Below are 16,324 nucleotides of genomic sequence, written 5' to 3'. Positions count from 1 at the left end.
TTCATCAAATTCCTGAGGCTTTGCCTAGGGTTGCATTCATTAATGCGATCGTAAGCAAGAACCGTCAAATTGAGCCCGATTTGGGGAAAATTGCACATGTCCTTGCTGTCACTTGGAAAACTCCTGCCGTCGCTGAAACTTCGTCTCGGCACCAAGGCGGTCATTTCCGCCGTCCTCCTGATCGCGGTGAATACCGCGCTGGTGGTAGGCGCGGCCTATTGGTCGCTCAACTCTGAGTTCGGCGACCGGGCGCTTCGTGACATCGAGGTCAATCTGCGCACCCTGGCGCTGTCCTTTGCCGAGACCTACCCCGACGCCAAGATCACGCTGAAAGACGGCATGGTCGCCAAGGCCGAAGCGGCGAAGATGCCCGAATTCAAGGACCACGCGATCGTCGATCGCTCGGTCGGCTATGTCGGCGGCAACGCGACGCTGTTCGTCTATGACGAGGCCAGCAACCAGTTCGTCCGCCGCTCCACCAACGTGAAGAAGGAAAATGGCGACCGCGCCGTCGGCACCCAGCTTGCGCCCGACCATCCGGGACAGCCGATCCTGCGTCGCGGCGAGGCCTATAAGGGGCCGGCCACGCTGTTCGGCAAGACGTTCATGACGGCCTATTACCCGATCGCGAATTCGACCGGAAAGGTGATCGGCGTTCTCTATGTCGGCATTCCGATGGCGCAGTTCGAGACCATGCTGTCGCATGCGATCCAGAACATGGCGATCGCGGCGGGCATTGCAGCGCTGCTGGTGATGATGCTGACGATGCTGATCGTGCGCCGCGTGACCAAGCCGCTGACTTCGGTCACGGCGACGCTGACGGCCATTGCCAACGGCAACAGCGATGTCGAGGTCGGTCATCACGAGCGCATGGACGAGATCGGCGAGATCGCGCGCACGGTCGCGGTGTTCAAGAACAACTCGCTCGAGCGCCGCCGGCTTCGCGACGAACAGACCGCGGCCGCTTCTGCCGCCGCCGAACAGCGCAAGACCGAATTGCGCGGGTTCGTCGACGAGTTCCAGACCAGCGTCGGCGGCATCCTCGACAAGGTGCTGAATTCCTCGGGTGAATTCGAGCGCGTGGCCAAGCAACTTACCGAGACCGCGCGGACCACCGCCGGGCTTTCGGGCCAGTCGGCGGGCGCGTCGGAGACCGCCTCCGAGCATGTCCGCACCGCGGCCGTTGCTTCCGATGAACTCTCCAACTCGATTGCCGAGATCACCCGCCGCGTCCAGGAATCCAACGGGATCGCGGCCGACGCCGTCAAGCAGGCCGCGGCCACCGACCAGCGCATCAACGAGCTGTCGGAGGCGGGCGCGCGGATCGGCGACGTGGTGAAACTTATCACCTCGATCGCCGAGCAGACCAATCTTCTGGCGCTCAACGCGACCATCGAGGCCGCCCGCGCCGGCGATGCCGGCCGCGGATTTGCCGTGGTGGCCCAAGAGGTCAAGAGCCTCGCCGGCCAGACCGCCAAGGCCACCGAGGAGATCTCGAGTCAGATCGGCAGCATGCAGCTTGCGACCGAAGAGTCGGTCAGCGCGATCAAGGCGATTGGCCAGACCATCGAGCGCATCAGCGATATCGCGACCTCGATTTCGGCCGCGGTCGAGCAACAGCGCGGTGCGACGGCGAACATCGCCCAGAGCGTGCGGGCCGCCGCGAGCGGGACCGCCGACGTCGCCGTCAACATCCGCAACGCTGCGCAGGGCGCCGGCGAGACCGGCGAGACGTCCAACCGCATGTTTGCCTCGGCGCAGGCGCTGTCGGGCGAGAGCCTGCATCTGAAGGCCGAGGTCGAGAAGTTCCTGGACCGCGTTCGCGCGGCCTGATCGCAATCTGGCTATTGCCTATCTTTCCGTGACGCCGGTTCTGATGGCATCAGAACCGGCGTCATATTTTTGTCTGACGCGCGAATGCGCGATGAACCGTTACTGTTTCGGCTGCGGCACGATCCGGATGTACGGCTTCGGCGACTTCCAGCCCTGTGGATAGATCGTCTTGGCCTCGTCGTCGGTGACCGAGCCGGCGATGATGACATCTTCGCCCTGTTTCCAGTCGGCCGGCGTCGCGACGCGATGTTTGGCCGTCATCTGCAGGGAATCGATCACGCGCAAGATTTCCTGGAAATTGCGGCCTGTGGTCATCGGATAAACCAGCACCAGCTTGATCTTCTTGTCCGGTCCGATGATGAAGACGTTGCGCACGGTCTGGTTATCTGCAGCGGTCCGCGTTGCGACATCCCCCGAGGTCGAGGCGGGGAGCATGTCGTAGAGTTTTGACACGTTGAAATCGGTGTCGCCGATCATCGGATAGTTCGGCGCCGCGCCTTGCGTCTCCTTGATGTCCTCCGACCATTTCGAATGCTTGTCGACGGGATCGACGCTGAGCCCCATCAGCTTGACGCCGCGCTTGTCGAATTCGCCCTTCAACTTTGCGAGAGCGCCGAGTTCGGTGGTGCAAACCGGCGTGAAATCCTTCGGATGCGAGAACAACAGCGCCCAATTTGAGCCGATCCAGTCGTGGAATTTGATTTTGCCCTCGGTGGTCTGGGCTTCGAAGTCCGGGGCGACTGCGCCAATCTGGAGTGCCATGGTACACCTCATCTTATTCAAGTTGCAGGAGAATTTCTGTTGATCTGTATAGGCCCTAGCAGGGTGGAAGGGAACCTCCGGCCAAAAAAGGCGAGATCCTTCTCCGCGAATAGGGAACTCCTAGCACCTTCTTTCGATCTGCGCCCCTGCGACGAAAAATCCACGGCGGCGGTAATCGCCCGGATTGCCCCGATATCGCCTTTTATGGTCCGCAAGACCCCGGTCCCGGTTGCCGGGGCGTTCATCGGTCATTCAACTGAACCGTGACATCAGTCACAGCGACTAACTGGAGTCACAGCGACTAATTGGCAACCATCTAAAAATCTCGCAATGCAAGTTTCGAATCGTTAACCACTCGTTTACGCCGGCATCGCAATGCTGGATCAGAAAAAGAAATTGAGAAGTGCAAGCTATGTCTGCCCCTAATACTACCAAATCTATTGAAGCGTTCGCCGTTCTCCAGCCTTCCTGCCGCAAGACCGCCGCCCACGCGCTGACCATCGTGCGCGACGGCGTCATCACCGGCGAGGGCCCGACCACCAAGGGCCGCATCCATTTTTCCCGTGCTCTCGATGCCGATGACGCCGCTTGGTGCGCCCGCATCCTTACCGCATCCGCCGTCGAGCATCAGCCGGTCAGCCGCGCCGAAGCCGAGGCGCTGTTCGAAATCAGCGACGCCGCCGCCGAGCGCAGCGACGGTGGCCGTTTCGACGATCTCTTGGCCAAGGCGGTCGCCCATCATGCGGCGTCCGAATCCGGACTGCCCGTGCCGCCGCGCACGGTTGCCCTGTCGCCGGACACCGACATCGAAAGCTGGGCCCCGGCCAAGGCCGTCAACATCGACACCAAGGTGCTGGAGTGGATTGCCGCCCAGATGCGCGGCAAGCGCCGCTCCAACCACGCGCTGGCCGCGATGGTCGCGACCCTGGTCGGCGCCGCCGCACTGCCGCTTGCGCAGCTGCCAGGCATGCTGGACATGGGGATGCTGTAACGTCATTCTCGCATCATTGAATTCACAAGCGGCGGGGATTTTCCCTGCCGCTTTTGTTTGATGGGGCAGGGTGGTTGGACCGCGATGGTACCGGGCCCCACACAACGCTGTCGTCCTCCGCGAATGCGGGGGACCCAGTACGCCGCGGCCTATCTGCGTCATTGCGAGTGCAGCGAAGCAATCCACGTCTCGGCATAACAGATGCATGGATTGCTTCGCTGCGCTCGCAATGACGGAAGATACGGTTTCGCATTCTCGCGACACGTTGTGACCGAGCTTTGCCAGTAATTTCCTCGCCCTCCGTTCAGAGGGCGCAGGGAATGCCGGATGCGCGCTGCACCCCCGCTCTCGTGTGCAATGTGTGCATAAGAATGCGCACACGAGCATACATGGGCCTTTAATTCCCGATCCGGCACCCCATATGGAATCCCATGGCACAATGGAAAGCATCTGTCGCGCGGCAACCACCGATGACCAAGGCGGAACTGCGGGAGATGCTGACGAACGCGGTCCGCAACACGCAGCCCGGTGCTGACCAAAAGCCGAAACGCTCCCCGAAGGTCGAGAACGATCAGTCCTGACGGGTCGCCCGACGATATATCCGCGTCAGTTGCGGTCGATCCGAACAGCCTGGCCTCACAAGTTTCACAGGGAATAGCGTATGCGGCTGGTTGCCAAACCCACCGAGCAAGAGATCATCGAGGGACCGCAAGCGGTATCCTTTCAGATCGCGAACGGCAACGCGCGGCAGCGCTGCCTTCTGCAAACCGATCTTCCGACGCAGGCGCTGGCCCACAAATATCTGCTCACCAATTGGCCCGTGATCGAGCGGATGGCGCGCGAGGCTCTGGCGACCGGCATCCTTGACGATGGTCAAATCAAACTGGCCATGGTCTAAGCGGCACGTTCAACAATCAATGTCGGTTTTGGTCTACAGGGAATAGTCATGCTCAAGGATCGCGAGAATATCCTGAATGCGCTTCGCGAGAAGCCGCTCAAGGTCTACGAGATCATGAAACGCGCCAATCTTCCGAATGAGGAAGCCTGCCAGTCGCTGCTTCTGAAAATGCGCGACGAAGGTCTAGTGAAGTTCGACATCCACAAGGGTCGCTGGCTTGCCGGATGATGGCGCGGCGCGGACGACAAGTCGCGCGCCGAAGCTGGATCGCGGCTAATCCGGGCCGCGTGTGTCTCGAATGTCCCGCAAGAGCCAGGCGAGCACTAGAACCGAAGGCGTCCACGCGAGTAGTGCTCCGATCAACATCGCTTGCGCGCTTGTCATGATGGCTCCTCCACTTACTCTATCGACAAGTTCCACCTCGACGGTTTCGGCTCGTCTACGTCCGACAGACGGTCTCCTGTCCGGAGCTGTCGCATCGCTGGATTATTTCTGGTTTGCGACAGACGGCTCGGGGCATTTGTAGAGCCATCTCCAGTAGGCCTTGTTACGATCCCGCTGACGCTTGCACTGCTCGCGGCACCTGGACGAGCAGAATTGCCCGAAGCGCCAGCTGAAACGGACCAACCCGAAGGGGCGGTCGCAGTTCGGATTGTCGCAACGGTTTGTCATGATGCGGCCTCCGCATTCGTTCGCAGGATCAGGCGAATGAATTTTTCCTGGCCCTGGCCGAGACAAGAACGTCCGCAGTAACGTTCACGCGCCGGATTTCGCAGGCATACTATCTTGGGTTCTTCACTGTCGCATTCGGAACAGCGTGGGCCTGTACGCATGGCGACCTCCTCCTGAGGAATTGCCATTCACTGATCGTGGTGTACTGGTTGTCGTGCCGTCGGATGACCGGAGGGCAACGATGCGTCACTCTCATTCCGTCCCGCCCCATATTCAACTTGTCTAGATGGTTGATCGGCTTATCCCTAGGTATGACCGGCTCGAAACCGCCAATTTCGGTGGAATGGAATGGTTGTTCTGTCCCTGTCGCCAGACCGATCGGAATAGCGGTGCGATGCCGTGCTAACCCAATCGGATCGGGTCATCTGCTCTTTTCCTCGCCGTGCTCGCCCAGCGCGGCGTCGAGGCAGTTGATCAACGCCTCTCCCGTGAAGGGTTTGGTGAGAAAGCAGCTCGCGCCGGCCTTCAGCGCTTGCATGCGCGCGCTCTCGGTCGCGAAAGCCGTGATGAAAATGAATGGCAGCCGGTATCCGTCGGCAACCAGGTGAGCTTGCAGCTCGAGACCGCTCATGACCGGCATTTGAATATCTGCGATCACGCACGAGGTGTCATCCAGATGAGGCGACCGCAGGAACGCTCCGGCCGATTCAAAGGTGTGAACGACGTATCCAAGCGTCCGCACGAGATTGTAGGTCGCGGTGCGAACGGAGCCGTCATCGTCAATGATTGAAATCACGGGTGGGTTGGCCAAAGCGGTGCTTCCTGACGTGCTGGCAGAATGCCTCTTGCTGCAAGCCGCTTGGGAGCAGAGTGCGTCGCAAATCAGGGGCGGAAAATCATACTTAGGTTTGCAGAACGGGATTTGGAGCGCTCAACTAGAGCAGAATGACGTTTCTTCGAACCGTCATCCTGCTCCATCTCTTTGTTTGAGCATGATCTTTCGGAAAACCGGTACCCACTTTTCCGGATCATGCTTTATCCGCCAGGCTATTGGGGCGGCGCCGGGCGCTGTATTTCGAGTGCCTGGGCCATCTTCACCAGATCGGCCAGCGATTTCGCGGCCATTTTTCTCATGATGTTTCCGCGGTGTATCTTCACGGTAATCTCGGCAATGCCGATTTCGGCCGCGATCTGCTTGTTCATGAGCCCGGACGTGACCAGCGCCATCACCTCCCGCTCCCGGGCAGTCAAGGTCGCGAACAGCGCGTGCAGGTCAGAGCGGATCTTTGCTTCATTCCGGCTACTTCGATCGCGTTCGATGGCCGCCGTCACGGCATCCAGCATGTCCTGATCGCGGAATGGCTTGGTCAAGAAGTCGACAGCCCCGGCCTTCATGGCCCTGACCGTCATCGGGATATCGCCGTGGCCCGTCATGAAGACGATGGGAATGTGAATGCCTGCCTTGGCAAGGTCGGCCTGAAAGTCGAGGCCGCTCAGTCGAGGCAGCCTGATGTCAAGGATCAGGCAGCTCGCAACGTCCGGCAGCTTGCTCTGCAGAAATTCAGCGCCCGAACCGAACACTTCGACCCGCAAGCCCACCGAGCGGAAAAGATTCCGGAGCGCTTCACGCACCGACACGTCATCGTCGACAACATAGACGATCGGCTCGTCCGGGCCGCCAATGGTGCGAGGCGAGTTTGAGCGGCCGGTCACGGCGTATGGTCCTCTTGATGCATCGGCAGGCTGAACTGAAACGTCGCGCCGGGCCCGACATTGACGGAGGCCGACAATCGCCCGCCATGGGACTCGACGATTGATCGGCAGATCGACAGGCCCATGCCCATGCCGTCGGGTTTGGTGGTGAAGAACGGGGCGAACAGCCGGTCGGCATTCTGAACGGCCAATCCGACACCGGAGTCTGTTACCGTGACCAGAATCTCGTGGGCGTCATCCTGGTGCGTCCGGATCGCCAGCTTGCGCGGCCGGTCAATGACCGGTTGCATCGCTTCAATGGCGTTGATGACGAGATTGAGGATGACCTGCTGCAGCTGAATCCGATCGCCGAGGACCTGGCCGAGAGCGGGCGCGAGGTCCTTCCGCAGCACGATCCGCTGGCTGAACAGTTCGCGATGCAGCAAGGTGACCACCTCATTGACGAGCGCATTGATGTCGAGGGGCGCTTTCTGATCGGCGGTCTTGCTTACCAGCCCGCGGACGCGCTGGATCACTTCGCCCGCCCGGTTGCCGTCATCGATAATCGAGGCCAGAGCGCTGCGCGCTTCCTGCAGTTCGGGAGTGTCGCGGTCGAGCCAACGCAGCGCGGCCGAGGCGTTGGCGACGACGGCGGCCAGCGGCTGGTTCACTTCATGGGCAATCGACGCGGCCAGCTCCCCGAGCGCCGTCACGCGCGTGACATGCGCCAGTTCAGCCTGCGCCTCGTGCAATTTCTCCTCCGCTCGCCTTCGTGCCGTGATGTCCGTCACCGCGCCGACAAATTCGATGCCATCAGATGCATCGGTTACGGCATGCGCCGTTGCATGGACATATTTGACGGAGCCGCCGGGCATCAGCAATCGATATTCGTGATCGAAATGCGTGCCGTCGCGGGATGCCCGGTCGATGTTTTGTTGCGCGCCCGCTCGATCGTCGGGATGAATGCGTTGAACGACCGTGTCGAGTACGACAGAAGGTGCCTTTTCAAAACCGAATATCCTGAAGGTTTCGTCCGACCAGATAATTTCGCCGGTGGCGACGCGCCAGCCGAAGCTGCCGGTGTGGCTCAATCGCTGTGCTTCCGCCAGATAGTTCCCACTCTGCCGCAAGGCGTTTTCAGCCTCCTTGCGCTCGGTGATGTCCTCGCATGCGATCAGGACGATCAGCCGGTCATCCTGCCGTCGTACGGCCTTCGCGTTTTCACGAACCCACAGCGCCGAACCGTCCTTGCGAACCTTTCGGATCTCCCAGCTATGCGTTTGCCCGATATGCGCCAGACAGATTTCAACGCTTTTTCGCACCGTGTCCCAGTCTGCTTCAAAGAACACGCCGAGCACCGGTTGTCCCCGTAGTTCGCTGACGAGATAGCCGAGCTGGGCGGCGCCAAAAGTGTTGACCGACAGGACGATGCCGTCCGCATCGACCATGAAGTACATGACGGGGTTGTGCTCGAACACCTCCTTCCACTGCGCCTCGCTCTCACGCAGGGCTTCTATTGCGCGTTGTTCGGCGCTTGCCCGGCTCTCAAGCGCGTCTTCCATTTGCCTGCGGGTGCTTCCTACCAGGTGCATCACGATCAATGAGGCGAGAAACAGGGCGAGCAGCAGCGCGACGGCAATCAGATAGTCGGCAACCTCCGGGGCGGGACCGAGCACGAGCCAGATGCAAGCCGCCGTCAACGATGCCAGCGCCATGCCGCCGAGCAGCGACTGCTCGGCTGAGCGCCGGGATTTTAGTATCTGGTTACGCATGGCATTCGGCCATCCGGCCCCGCGCCGCGTCGTCAGGTGATCATCACCATCAACGGCAACACGTGGCCCCACGAATGGGCCGTATCCTAGCAGCTTTTCCCGGCCCGGAGGTATGGTGCATCGCGATACGCAGGTGGCTCAAAGCGCTTGCGGTCGCGGCCGTTCGTCGCGCCTGCAAGCCTCGGTTGACAGTCGCGGAACGCGCAACGTCGACAACTGGATATCGCTGCGGGTGGAGGAGGGCGCTCGTCCCTCGCAAGGCTTGGGCGGCTGATCCTAAACCTAAGTATGCTCCTCTCACCCAAATGTAACGTGCATATCAACCTCCGTTCAATGGTTCGGCGAATCTCCGCGACTAGGCTTGCGCGATAGCCGAGCGGCAGCAGGTATCTCGCGCCATCGCTCTTGCTGATTGAACGTTGAACCTCGGCGCCGCTGTCCGGGGTAGCCGCATTGTAAACATCGCTTGCGTAACGACCGCCGTCTCGTACCGCCACAAATTCGGGGATTGAGATGCCAAAGCCAAGCCTGCAATTGATCCACTGCTCGAACGATATTCGCCCGGGTGCCAAACGCCGTCAGGACAGCACCAACTCCAACTTCCAACCCTACGTCATTCCTGGAGGCGCGCGATCCGTGCCGATCGATCGGTCATGGGAGGCCGCGCTGGATCTGGTCGATTTTGGCGTTCTGGTTTGCTATCAAAACTATCTTGCCTTCCTTGAGGCGAGTGCGGCCGTTCTCGGCGGCTGCAGGTGGACTGATCATGAAGAGACCCGCTAGATTGACAAGGCTCGCCCGAACCATGCGTGGTGCATCGACGATCCCTTGCTCCGGGGCGTCAACGCCACCCGCGTCGGCCAGCTGCGGTGTCCTTCAACTTGTCCGCAGAGCCGAAGCCGGTCACTCTGCTGAGCTGCGCATCTCGAATTGGGGGGCTGGTGCCTGATGTTATCGTCCGACAGGATCGCGCTGTTTATCGATGGCGCCAATCTCTACTCGACCTGCAGAGCGCTTGGTTTCGACGTCGATTACAAGCGTCTGCTCAAGGAATTCCAGAGCCGCGGTACGCTGCTGCGGGCGTTCTATTTCACGACCATTATCGAGGATCAGGAATACACATCGGTCCGCCCGCTGATCGATTGGCTCGACTATAACGGCTACACCGTCGTCACCAAGCTCACCAAGGAGTTCATCGACCCCAGCGGCCGCCGCAAGGTGAAGGGCAGCATGAATATCGAGCTCGCCGTCCACGCGATGGAGCTTGCCGATCATGTCGACCGGATGTTCCTGTTCTCGGGCGACGGCGACTTCCGCTCGCTGCTCGAAGCGGTGCAGCGCCGCGGCGTCCACGTGACCGTGATCTCTACCATTGTCAGCCAGCCGCCGATGGTGGCGGACGACCTGCGGCGTCAGGCCGACGCCTTCATCGATCTTGCCGAATTGAAGCCAGTGCTCGGGCGTGATCCGTCGGAGCGGCCGGCGGCACGTGAGATACGCCAGCAATCGTCGCAATTCCCGTCGCACGCGGCGATCAATGGGAATGACCTCAGGTCATGATGTCTCCGGGATGTCGTCCCGCTCATCCGTGCTGTGTTTGTTCTGATGAACGAATCCCCGCGCGCAAAAGGGATTCGCGCACCGTCAAGAATTGACGGGATCGCGTCCCGATGCATCATTGTGCGATGTTCGGTTTCTTCAAAGGTTGCCGCCTGGCCCGCATGAGCAGCGGGCGCTTCTGCGTGGTGCGCGATCTCGGCCTCGTCAAGGGCGGTAAGGGCATGCGGCACCATGAGGTGGTGATCGCCTTCAGCGTCCGCGAGTTGCTGAAGTGGCTGCGCCAGCCGTCGGCGAAGCAGGCGGAGCCGGACGCGAGTTCGCGCGCGAGCAGCGCCTTGCCCCATGAACCAGAGGCGTTGGCTAACCTCGGACCGCGCTCCTGAAGGCAGCCGAAAGCGCGGCAAGCGCATCGCGCGGCCGGCCGTCCTTGACCCTGGAGTGCAGCAAGACCGGCAAGCGCGGCAGATCGGGAAGCCCGAGCTTGGAGCCGACCTCAACGGCGCCGAATGGCAGCATGCGCGGCGCCAACGCCGCAACGCCGAGCCCGGCCATGACGGCGGCTGCGACCGCCGCAACGCCGCCGCCGACGAAGATTTCCGTCCAGGGCACGTTCGCCGCATCGAGCAGCCGCCCGGCCATTGCACGCACGCCGCAGGGCTCGGCCATCGTGGCAAGCGGCAAGGGCTCGCCCGCGCGGTACTGCCAGCCGGGTGCTGCGAACCAGCCGAATTTCTCTTCGGTAATAACTTCCCCGTCGTTCCGCCCGGCCTCGAGGCGGACGATCACCGTATCGAGCTCGCGCCGGTCGAAGCTTTGCAGCAGGTCGCCCGACGATCCGATCCGGATTTCGATCAACAGCTGCGGGTCTTGCGCGTTCATGCGTGCGATCAGCGCCGGGAGCTCCGGCCCCGCAACATGGTCGCTGATGCCGATGGTGAGGCGCTGCCGGGCACCGGCAAATACGGCGAGCGCACGATCGTGCACCGCCAGCAGTTCACGGGCGTGTTCGAGAAAGGCTGCGCCTTGCGTCGAAAGCTGCACGTAGCGGGGCGTCCGCTCGATGAGCCGGCAGCCGAACCTCTCCTCGAGCCGCTTCAGCTTCAGGCTGACCGCGGCCTGCGTCGTCCGCATGGCCTCAGCCGCGCGCGTGAAGCTGCCAAGTTCGGCGATGCGGACGAAAGCCCTGATGGCATCGAGGTCGAGGGGGCGTTCTGTCATTTCCAGCCATTATAGCTGATATCCGTATCCATAGCATATCAAAATAGTCCGGCGGCGTTTAGCGTTACGGCCAGTCCAAATGGACCAGCACGATATGGAAAGGATCAGCTGTGCCGCTGCTACACATCTCACTGCGCGCCGGAAAGCCGGAAGCCTACCGCCAGGCGATCTTCGACAGCCTTTATCGCGCGATGCGCGAAGCGTTGAACGTGCCCGAAGACGACCAGTTCATGACCATCACGGAGCATGACGCAGCGAACTTCCGTTACGGCGCTGCCTTTGGCGTCGTCCGGAGCGACGACCTCGTGTTTATCCAGATCACCGTGTTCGACAACCGCACCGCGGAACAGAAGAAAGTGCTGTTCCGGCGGATCGCGGAGTTGCTTGGCGAGCGCCCCGGCATACGGCCGGAGGATGTGTTCGTGAACGTGCTCGACGCCGCGAAGGAGAATTGGTCCGTCGGCCACGGGCTCGCGCAATTCGCTTGAGCAGAGGATCGTTAGTCAGCTCGGAACTGTCTCGTATGCAGACGGAACCCATTCGTATGCAGATCTTTGATCGGCTCCACCGGAAACTTTGCTGCTTTCAACCGTTCTCCATGAAAGGAGATTTGCATGAGCACCTTCAGAGAGAAAGCAGAGGCGCAAACCGAGCAGGTGATTGGACAGATGCTCGGCGATGAGTTGCTGGTGAGGGAAGGACAGTCGCGGTTGCGGAAAGCGGAGAGTGAGGCCGAACCCTCCGAGGATCGGGCCAAGGAACGAGACAAGGATCGTGCCAAGGGTGCGGATCAGGGCATTGTCCGTGATAAGCGCGGACAGGATCAGCCAAAGGACAAGGCGCGCGCCCAGCAGGTGAGCCGCGTGGATAAAGGCGGCGATCCGCCCGGCAAGAAGGCCTAGGCGATCGCTCGCCGATGAGAAGCCATGTACCGCGGCCGCAAACGCAGGATATCGATATGAAGAACCAGCTTGTTTCCGACGACCCCGGCGGGCGGATCCACGTCGTCATTCTGGAGTCCGGCGAAGAGGCGTTCGCGGCGCTGACGCGGTTTGCGAACGAGGCAAGGATGACGGCGGCGTCCGTGACGGCGATCGGCGCCTTCGAAAAGGCTGTCGTCGGCTGGTTCGATTTTGCAACGAAGACCTACAAGAAGATCGAGGTCAACGAACAATGCGAAGTGCTGAGCGCGCTCGGCGACGTTGCCGTCGGCGATGACGGCAAGGCCAGCCTTCACGTCCACATCGTGCTCGGACTGTCCGACGGATCGACGCGGGGCGGCCATTTGCTTTCCGGCACGGTGCGGCCGACACTCGAGGTGGTGCTGACCGAAGTCCCCGCCAGGCTGCGGCGGAAGAAGCGGGCGGATATCGGGATCGCGCTGATCGATATCGCTGCGGGCTAAGGCTAGCGCTTCAGTCGGAGGCGATGCTGCCCCGCGGCAAGGCGAGCCTGCGCCGACACCCCCGGCATCAACGAATCGTCACAAATGTTTGCCGCCGGACCCAGGCCGTAAGCAAACGTTTAGCCGAAGGCTATAAAATACCGGCGACCACGTCCTGTGTTAACCACCGGTTAATCATGCGCCTCCTGCCGATGAGCTCCGACAAGTCCTGGCGTTCGATCAAGGCGCAATGGAAGAAGGACGCTGAAAGCGTCGGCGAAGACTTTTCCACGTTTTCGAACGGTAGCTACGCGGCGTTCGACGCCCTGACCAAGGACGGCGACAACCCGACGCTGTATTGCCTTTCGGACGGAGAGAAGATTCACGCGGCTTGTCAGGTCAGCCGCCTGATGATGAGCAAATTTCCGACCCCGATCCTGCGCGCGCGCTTTGTCGTGGTCTCGCCGCTCTACGAACTCGGGGTCGCTACATCAGGCCAGTACGCGCAGACCATGGTCGCCCTGTTCTCCGGGATCGTATGGTTGTCGCGCGACACGCTGTCGGCGGGGCATGTCCGGTTCTTCCTCAAGAGCCCCGGCGATGCGCAGTTCTTCGCGGCGCTGCAGGTCGTGACGGAGCTTTCGCCATTCTCGGCATTCGCGATCGACGGGGCCTTGATCGAGTGCAGCTTGAAAGAGGCGGAAGTTCCGGAAATGGCCTGATCCGGGTGCGCGCTTTAACCCCGCAATAACTGATTTTGCTAACGCCCTCTTGGGTTGTCTTCCCGTACAAAAGCGACTGTGGGGGCGGACAAGAATGCCGGGTAGTGCATCGGATAGCGTCATGGCGGGGAGCCTGCGGTGGTCAATCGCCGGCGTGCTGTCCCGGATGCGCCTGGGCGTGGTGCAGTGGCTCATTCTGTGCGCCGCGGCGACGGTGATCGCGATCATGCTCGGCACCGGCTATTTCGCGCTGCAATTCCGCGAGCGTGCGCTGGACGTTGCCGAGCGCGAACTCAACAACACCGCGCTGCTGCTGTCGCGCCATTTCGACCAGCAGCTCAGCGATCTCCAGCACGTCCACGACGACGTCCTGAACTATATCCGGGCCGGTGGGGTCAACACACCAGACGAATTCGAAAGGAAAATGTCGACCTTGAGCGCGCATGAGATGGTGCGCACAAGGCTTGCGACGCTGCCGCATGTCGGCGCCCTGAACCTGTTCAATGCCAAGGGCTGGCTGATCAATACCTCCCAGATGTGGCCGGTGGGAGACGTGAACATTTCCGACCGGCGTTATTTCCAGGAATTCACCTCGGGAAAGCCGACGCCCGACGTGATCGTCGAACCGGTCGTCAGCAAGGTCACGAAAGTCTGGACCACGGTGTTTGCGCGCAAGATCGTCGGCCGCAATGGCGAGATCATCGGCTTTGCCAGCCGCGGCGTCGAGCCGTCGCATTTCGAAGCTTTTGTGGGCTCCCTGGCGCTGGACAGCGATACCGCGATTTCGATGATCCACCGCGACGGCACTATCATCGCCCGTTATCCGAAAGAAGCCAAGCTGCTCGGCGTGAACGTCGCCAAGTCGCCGTCGTTTCAGCGGGCGCTCGCCCTGAACGGCAACATCTCGGGACGCTTCACCAGCTCGTCGGAGAATGAGGACAAGGTTGGTGCGGTCCGCTCGCTCATGCATTTTCCGATCCTGATCGTTGCGACCACCAAGACCGAGACCGCGCTGGCCGATTGGCGGGCGCAGACCAAACTGCAGTTTTGCGCGGCGGCGCTCGCGATCATCGTCGTTGTCGTCATGATCTTCCTGATCGTGCGCCAGTTGCGCAGCCAGCATGCAGCAGCCCAGTACAAGCTGTCGGAAAAGACCCAGCATCTGGACGCCGCCATCAACAACATGACTCAAGGCCTGTTGCTGTTCGATTCCTCGGCCCGCCTCGTGGTCTGCAACCAGCAATATATCGACATGTTCGGCATATCACCCGAGATCGTCAAACCAGGTTGCCATTTGCGCGACATCATCCTGCATCGCCAGGAGCAGGGCTCCTTTGTCGGCGACGTCGACGCCTATTGCGCGAGATTTCTGAGCCCCACGGACGACGGCGTTCGGATCATCGAGACGACGACACCTGACGGGCGCACGATCCAGCTGATCTACCAGCGCTCGCCGGACGGCGGCTGGGCGACCACGCTGGAAGACGTGACCGAGAGGCGGCGCGTCCAGGCGAGGATCCAGCATCTCGCCCATTACGACGCGCTGACCAATCTGCCGAACCGCACGCTGTTCCAGCGCCATGCCGAAGCGCTGCTCGGGGAATCCGAAGCCGCGCAATTCGCGATCCTCTACATCGACATCGACGAGTTCAAGCGCATCAACGATTCGCTCGGGCATCTGATCGGCGACGAATTCCTCAAGGGCGTCGCGGATCGCCTGCGCCAGTCGGTCGGGCCCGAAGACTTCGTCGCCCGTCTCGGCGGCGATGAGTTCGCCGTCGTGCAGCGTCACGTCACGTGTGATAACGACGTCAGCATTCTGGTCGCGCGGATTTACGATCGGCTGCGGACGCCGTTCGATTGCAACGGCCATCGCCTTTCCAGCGACGCCAGCATCGGCGTCGCAGTCGCGCCGCGTCACGGCTCCGATCTGTTCGCGCTGCTGAAGAGCGCTGACCTGGCGATGTATGCGGCGAAGGCGGCGGGCCGCCGGACCTATCGCTTCTTCGAACCGAGCATGGAAAAGCAGGCCAATCGTCGCCGCGAGCTCGAGAGCGATATGCGCGCGGCGCTGGTCGATGGCGGATTCGAACTGCACTACCAGCCGCTGGTCGATTTGCGCAACGACGAGGTCAGGGGCTGCGAAGCTCTGCTGCGCTGGCGGCATCCGCTGCGCGGCATGGTTTCGCCCGCCGATTTCATTCCGGTGGCCGAGGAGACCGGCCTGATCGAGGAGATCGGACAGTGGGTGCTGCGGACCGCCTGCGCCGAAGCGACGACCTGGCCGGCGCATGTGCGCGTTGCCGTCAACGTCTCGCCGATCCAGTTCCGCTCGCAGTCGCTGTCGCTGAAGGTCGCCGCTGTACTCGCCGACACCGGGCTCGATCCACGCCGGCTGGAGCTTGAGATCACCGAAGCGGTCTTGATCGCGGACGATGACGCCGCGCTTGTGGCGCTAAATCAATTGCGCGCGCTTGGGGTTCATATCGCGCTCGACGATTTCGGAACCGGCTATTCCTCGCTGCAATATCTGCAGCGCTTCCCGTTCGACAAGATCAAGATCGACCGCAGCTTCGTCAAGGAAGTCACCTGCAATTCGAGTTCGGCCTCCATCATCAAGGCGGTGGTGAGCATCGCGGCCGACCGCGACATGATCACGACGGCCGAAGGTGTCGAGACCTTGCAGCAGCGCGAAACCGTGCAGAATCTGGGCTGCACCCAGATGCAGGGATACCTGTTCAGCGCGGCCCGGCCGGCGCATGAAATCCGCGCGCTGCTGGCCGCGTGCCCGACCGCGGTCGAGAATGCGGCGTAACGGCT

17 protein-coding genes are annotated in these 16,324 nt (G+C 61.4%); 12 read left to right on the top strand and 5 right to left on the bottom strand.

All coding sequences use genetic code 11. The features are described from left to right. Window positions 1-96 precede the first annotated feature (96 nt). On the top strand, window positions 97-1,833 hold the full coding sequence (locus tag JQ558_RS14025; protein ID WP_212293973.1) for a methyl-accepting chemotaxis protein: 1,737 nt from the start codon (window positions 97-99) through the stop codon (window positions 1,831-1,833). A gap of 99 nt (window positions 1,834-1,932) precedes the next feature. On the opposite strand, the gene JQ558_RS14020 is transcribed toward JQ558_RS14025, so the two are convergent. Continuing rightward, on the bottom strand, window positions 1,933-2,595 hold the full coding sequence (locus tag JQ558_RS14020) for a peroxiredoxin (protein ID WP_212034861.1): 663 nt from the start codon (window positions 2,593-2,595) through the stop codon (window positions 1,933-1,935). 412 nt (window positions 2,596-3,007) lie between these two features. Between JQ558_RS14020 and JQ558_RS14015 the strand changes: the two genes are divergently transcribed. The 3 genes from JQ558_RS14015 to JQ558_RS14005 all read left to right on the top strand — a co-directional run bounded on the left by JQ558_RS14015 (window position 3,008) and on the right by JQ558_RS14005 (window position 4,712). Next, window positions 3,008-3,586, top strand: coding sequence for a hypothetical protein (locus tag JQ558_RS14015; protein ID WP_212293972.1), 579 nt, complete (start codon window positions 3,008-3,010; stop codon window positions 3,584-3,586). Between the two features lie 661 nt (window positions 3,587-4,247). Then, entirely contained in the window at window positions 4,248-4,484 is a 237-nt protein-coding gene (locus JQ558_RS14010; RefSeq protein ID WP_211998140.1) for a hypothetical protein, read from the top strand. Between the two features lie 48 nt (window positions 4,485-4,532). Next, window positions 4,533-4,712 carry a hypothetical protein gene (locus JQ558_RS14005; protein WP_192733787.1) on the top strand — a complete coding sequence of 60 codons (180 nt, stop codon included), beginning with the start codon at window positions 4,533-4,535 and terminating at the stop codon, window positions 4,710-4,712. Window positions 4,713-5,577: 865 nt separating this feature from the next. Here the strand turns inward: JQ558_RS14005 and JQ558_RS14000 are convergent. From JQ558_RS14000 to JQ558_RS13990, 3 genes are all read right to left on the bottom strand, one after another. Then, complete coding sequence (locus JQ558_RS14000; RefSeq protein ID WP_249119392.1) at window positions 5,578-5,967, bottom strand: response regulator transcription factor; 390 nt, start codon at window positions 5,965-5,967, stop codon at window positions 5,578-5,580. 236 nt (window positions 5,968-6,203) lie between these two features. Next, window positions 6,204-6,869: a response regulator transcription factor gene (locus tag JQ558_RS13995; RefSeq protein ID WP_212208942.1), complete on the bottom strand. Its 666-nt coding sequence runs from the start codon at window positions 6,867-6,869 to the stop codon at window positions 6,204-6,206. Continuing rightward, window positions 6,866-8,620 carry a PAS domain S-box protein gene (locus JQ558_RS13990; protein WP_212293971.1) on the bottom strand — a complete coding sequence of 585 codons (1,755 nt, stop codon included), beginning with the start codon at window positions 8,618-8,620 and terminating at the stop codon, window positions 6,866-6,868. The genes JQ558_RS13995 and JQ558_RS13990 overlap by 4 nt, the downstream gene beginning before the upstream one ends. Window positions 8,621-9,133: 513 nt before the next feature. Between JQ558_RS13990 and JQ558_RS13985 the strand changes: the two genes are divergently transcribed. From JQ558_RS13985 to JQ558_RS13975, 3 genes are all read left to right on the top strand, one after another. Further along, window positions 9,134-9,403 (top strand): hypothetical protein, encoded by a 270-nt coding sequence (locus JQ558_RS13985; RefSeq protein WP_212293970.1) that lies wholly within the window; start codon window positions 9,134-9,136, stop codon window positions 9,401-9,403. A gap of 165 nt (window positions 9,404-9,568) precedes the next feature. Continuing rightward, window positions 9,569-10,180 (top strand): NYN domain-containing protein, encoded by a 612-nt coding sequence (locus tag JQ558_RS13980; protein ID WP_212208945.1) that lies wholly within the window; start codon window positions 9,569-9,571, stop codon window positions 10,178-10,180. A gap of 125 nt (window positions 10,181-10,305) precedes the next feature. Next, window positions 10,306-10,563 (top strand): hypothetical protein, encoded by a 258-nt coding sequence (locus JQ558_RS13975; RefSeq protein ID WP_249142459.1) that lies wholly within the window; start codon window positions 10,306-10,308, stop codon window positions 10,561-10,563. On the opposite strand, the gene JQ558_RS13970 is transcribed toward JQ558_RS13975, so the two are convergent. Further along, window positions 10,541-11,398 carry a LysR family transcriptional regulator gene (locus JQ558_RS13970; RefSeq protein WP_212293969.1) on the bottom strand — a complete coding sequence of 286 codons (858 nt, stop codon included), beginning with the start codon at window positions 11,396-11,398 and terminating at the stop codon, window positions 10,541-10,543. The two genes, JQ558_RS13975 and JQ558_RS13970, sit on opposite strands and share 23 nt — an antisense overlap. A 110-nt stretch (window positions 11,399-11,508) precedes the next feature. Between JQ558_RS13970 and JQ558_RS13965 the strand changes: the two genes are divergently transcribed. The 5 genes from JQ558_RS13965 (at window position 11,509) to JQ558_RS13945 (ending at window position 16,319) form a co-directional block, all read left to right on the top strand. Then, a complete protein-coding gene (locus tag JQ558_RS13965; RefSeq protein WP_212293968.1) occupies window positions 11,509-11,886 on the top strand; it encodes a tautomerase family protein in 378 nt (125 codons plus the stop codon). Between the two features lie 126 nt (window positions 11,887-12,012). After that, window positions 12,013-12,300, top strand: a complete 288-nt coding sequence (locus tag JQ558_RS13960; protein ID WP_212294067.1) for a hypothetical protein — start codon at window positions 12,013-12,015, stop codon at window positions 12,298-12,300. 56 nt (window positions 12,301-12,356) lie between these two features. Next, the gene (locus tag JQ558_RS13955; RefSeq protein WP_212293967.1) at window positions 12,357-12,803 is read left to right on the top strand and encodes a PPC domain-containing DNA-binding protein; all 447 of its coding nucleotides are present in this window, start codon (window positions 12,357-12,359) and stop codon (window positions 12,801-12,803) included. Between the two features lie 23 nt (window positions 12,804-12,826). Further along, the gene (locus JQ558_RS13950) at window positions 12,827-13,504 is read left to right on the top strand and encodes a hypothetical protein (protein WP_212293966.1); all 678 of its coding nucleotides are present in this window, start codon (window positions 12,827-12,829) and stop codon (window positions 13,502-13,504) included. A gap of 121 nt (window positions 13,505-13,625) precedes the next feature. Further along, window positions 13,626-16,319 carry an EAL domain-containing protein gene (locus tag JQ558_RS13945; protein ID WP_212293965.1) on the top strand — a complete coding sequence of 898 codons (2,694 nt, stop codon included), beginning with the start codon at window positions 13,626-13,628 and terminating at the stop codon, window positions 16,317-16,319. The last annotated feature ends 5 nt before the right edge of the window (window positions 16,320-16,324 follow it).

The organism is Bradyrhizobium sp. AUGA SZCCT0160 (genome assembly GCF_018130105.1).
In the GTDB taxonomy this organism is placed as follows: domain Bacteria; phylum Pseudomonadota; class Alphaproteobacteria; order Rhizobiales; family Xanthobacteraceae; genus Bradyrhizobium.
The sequence above is the reverse complement of the archived record's forward strand: the minus strand, read 5'-3'. Positions and strand labels throughout refer to the sequence as shown.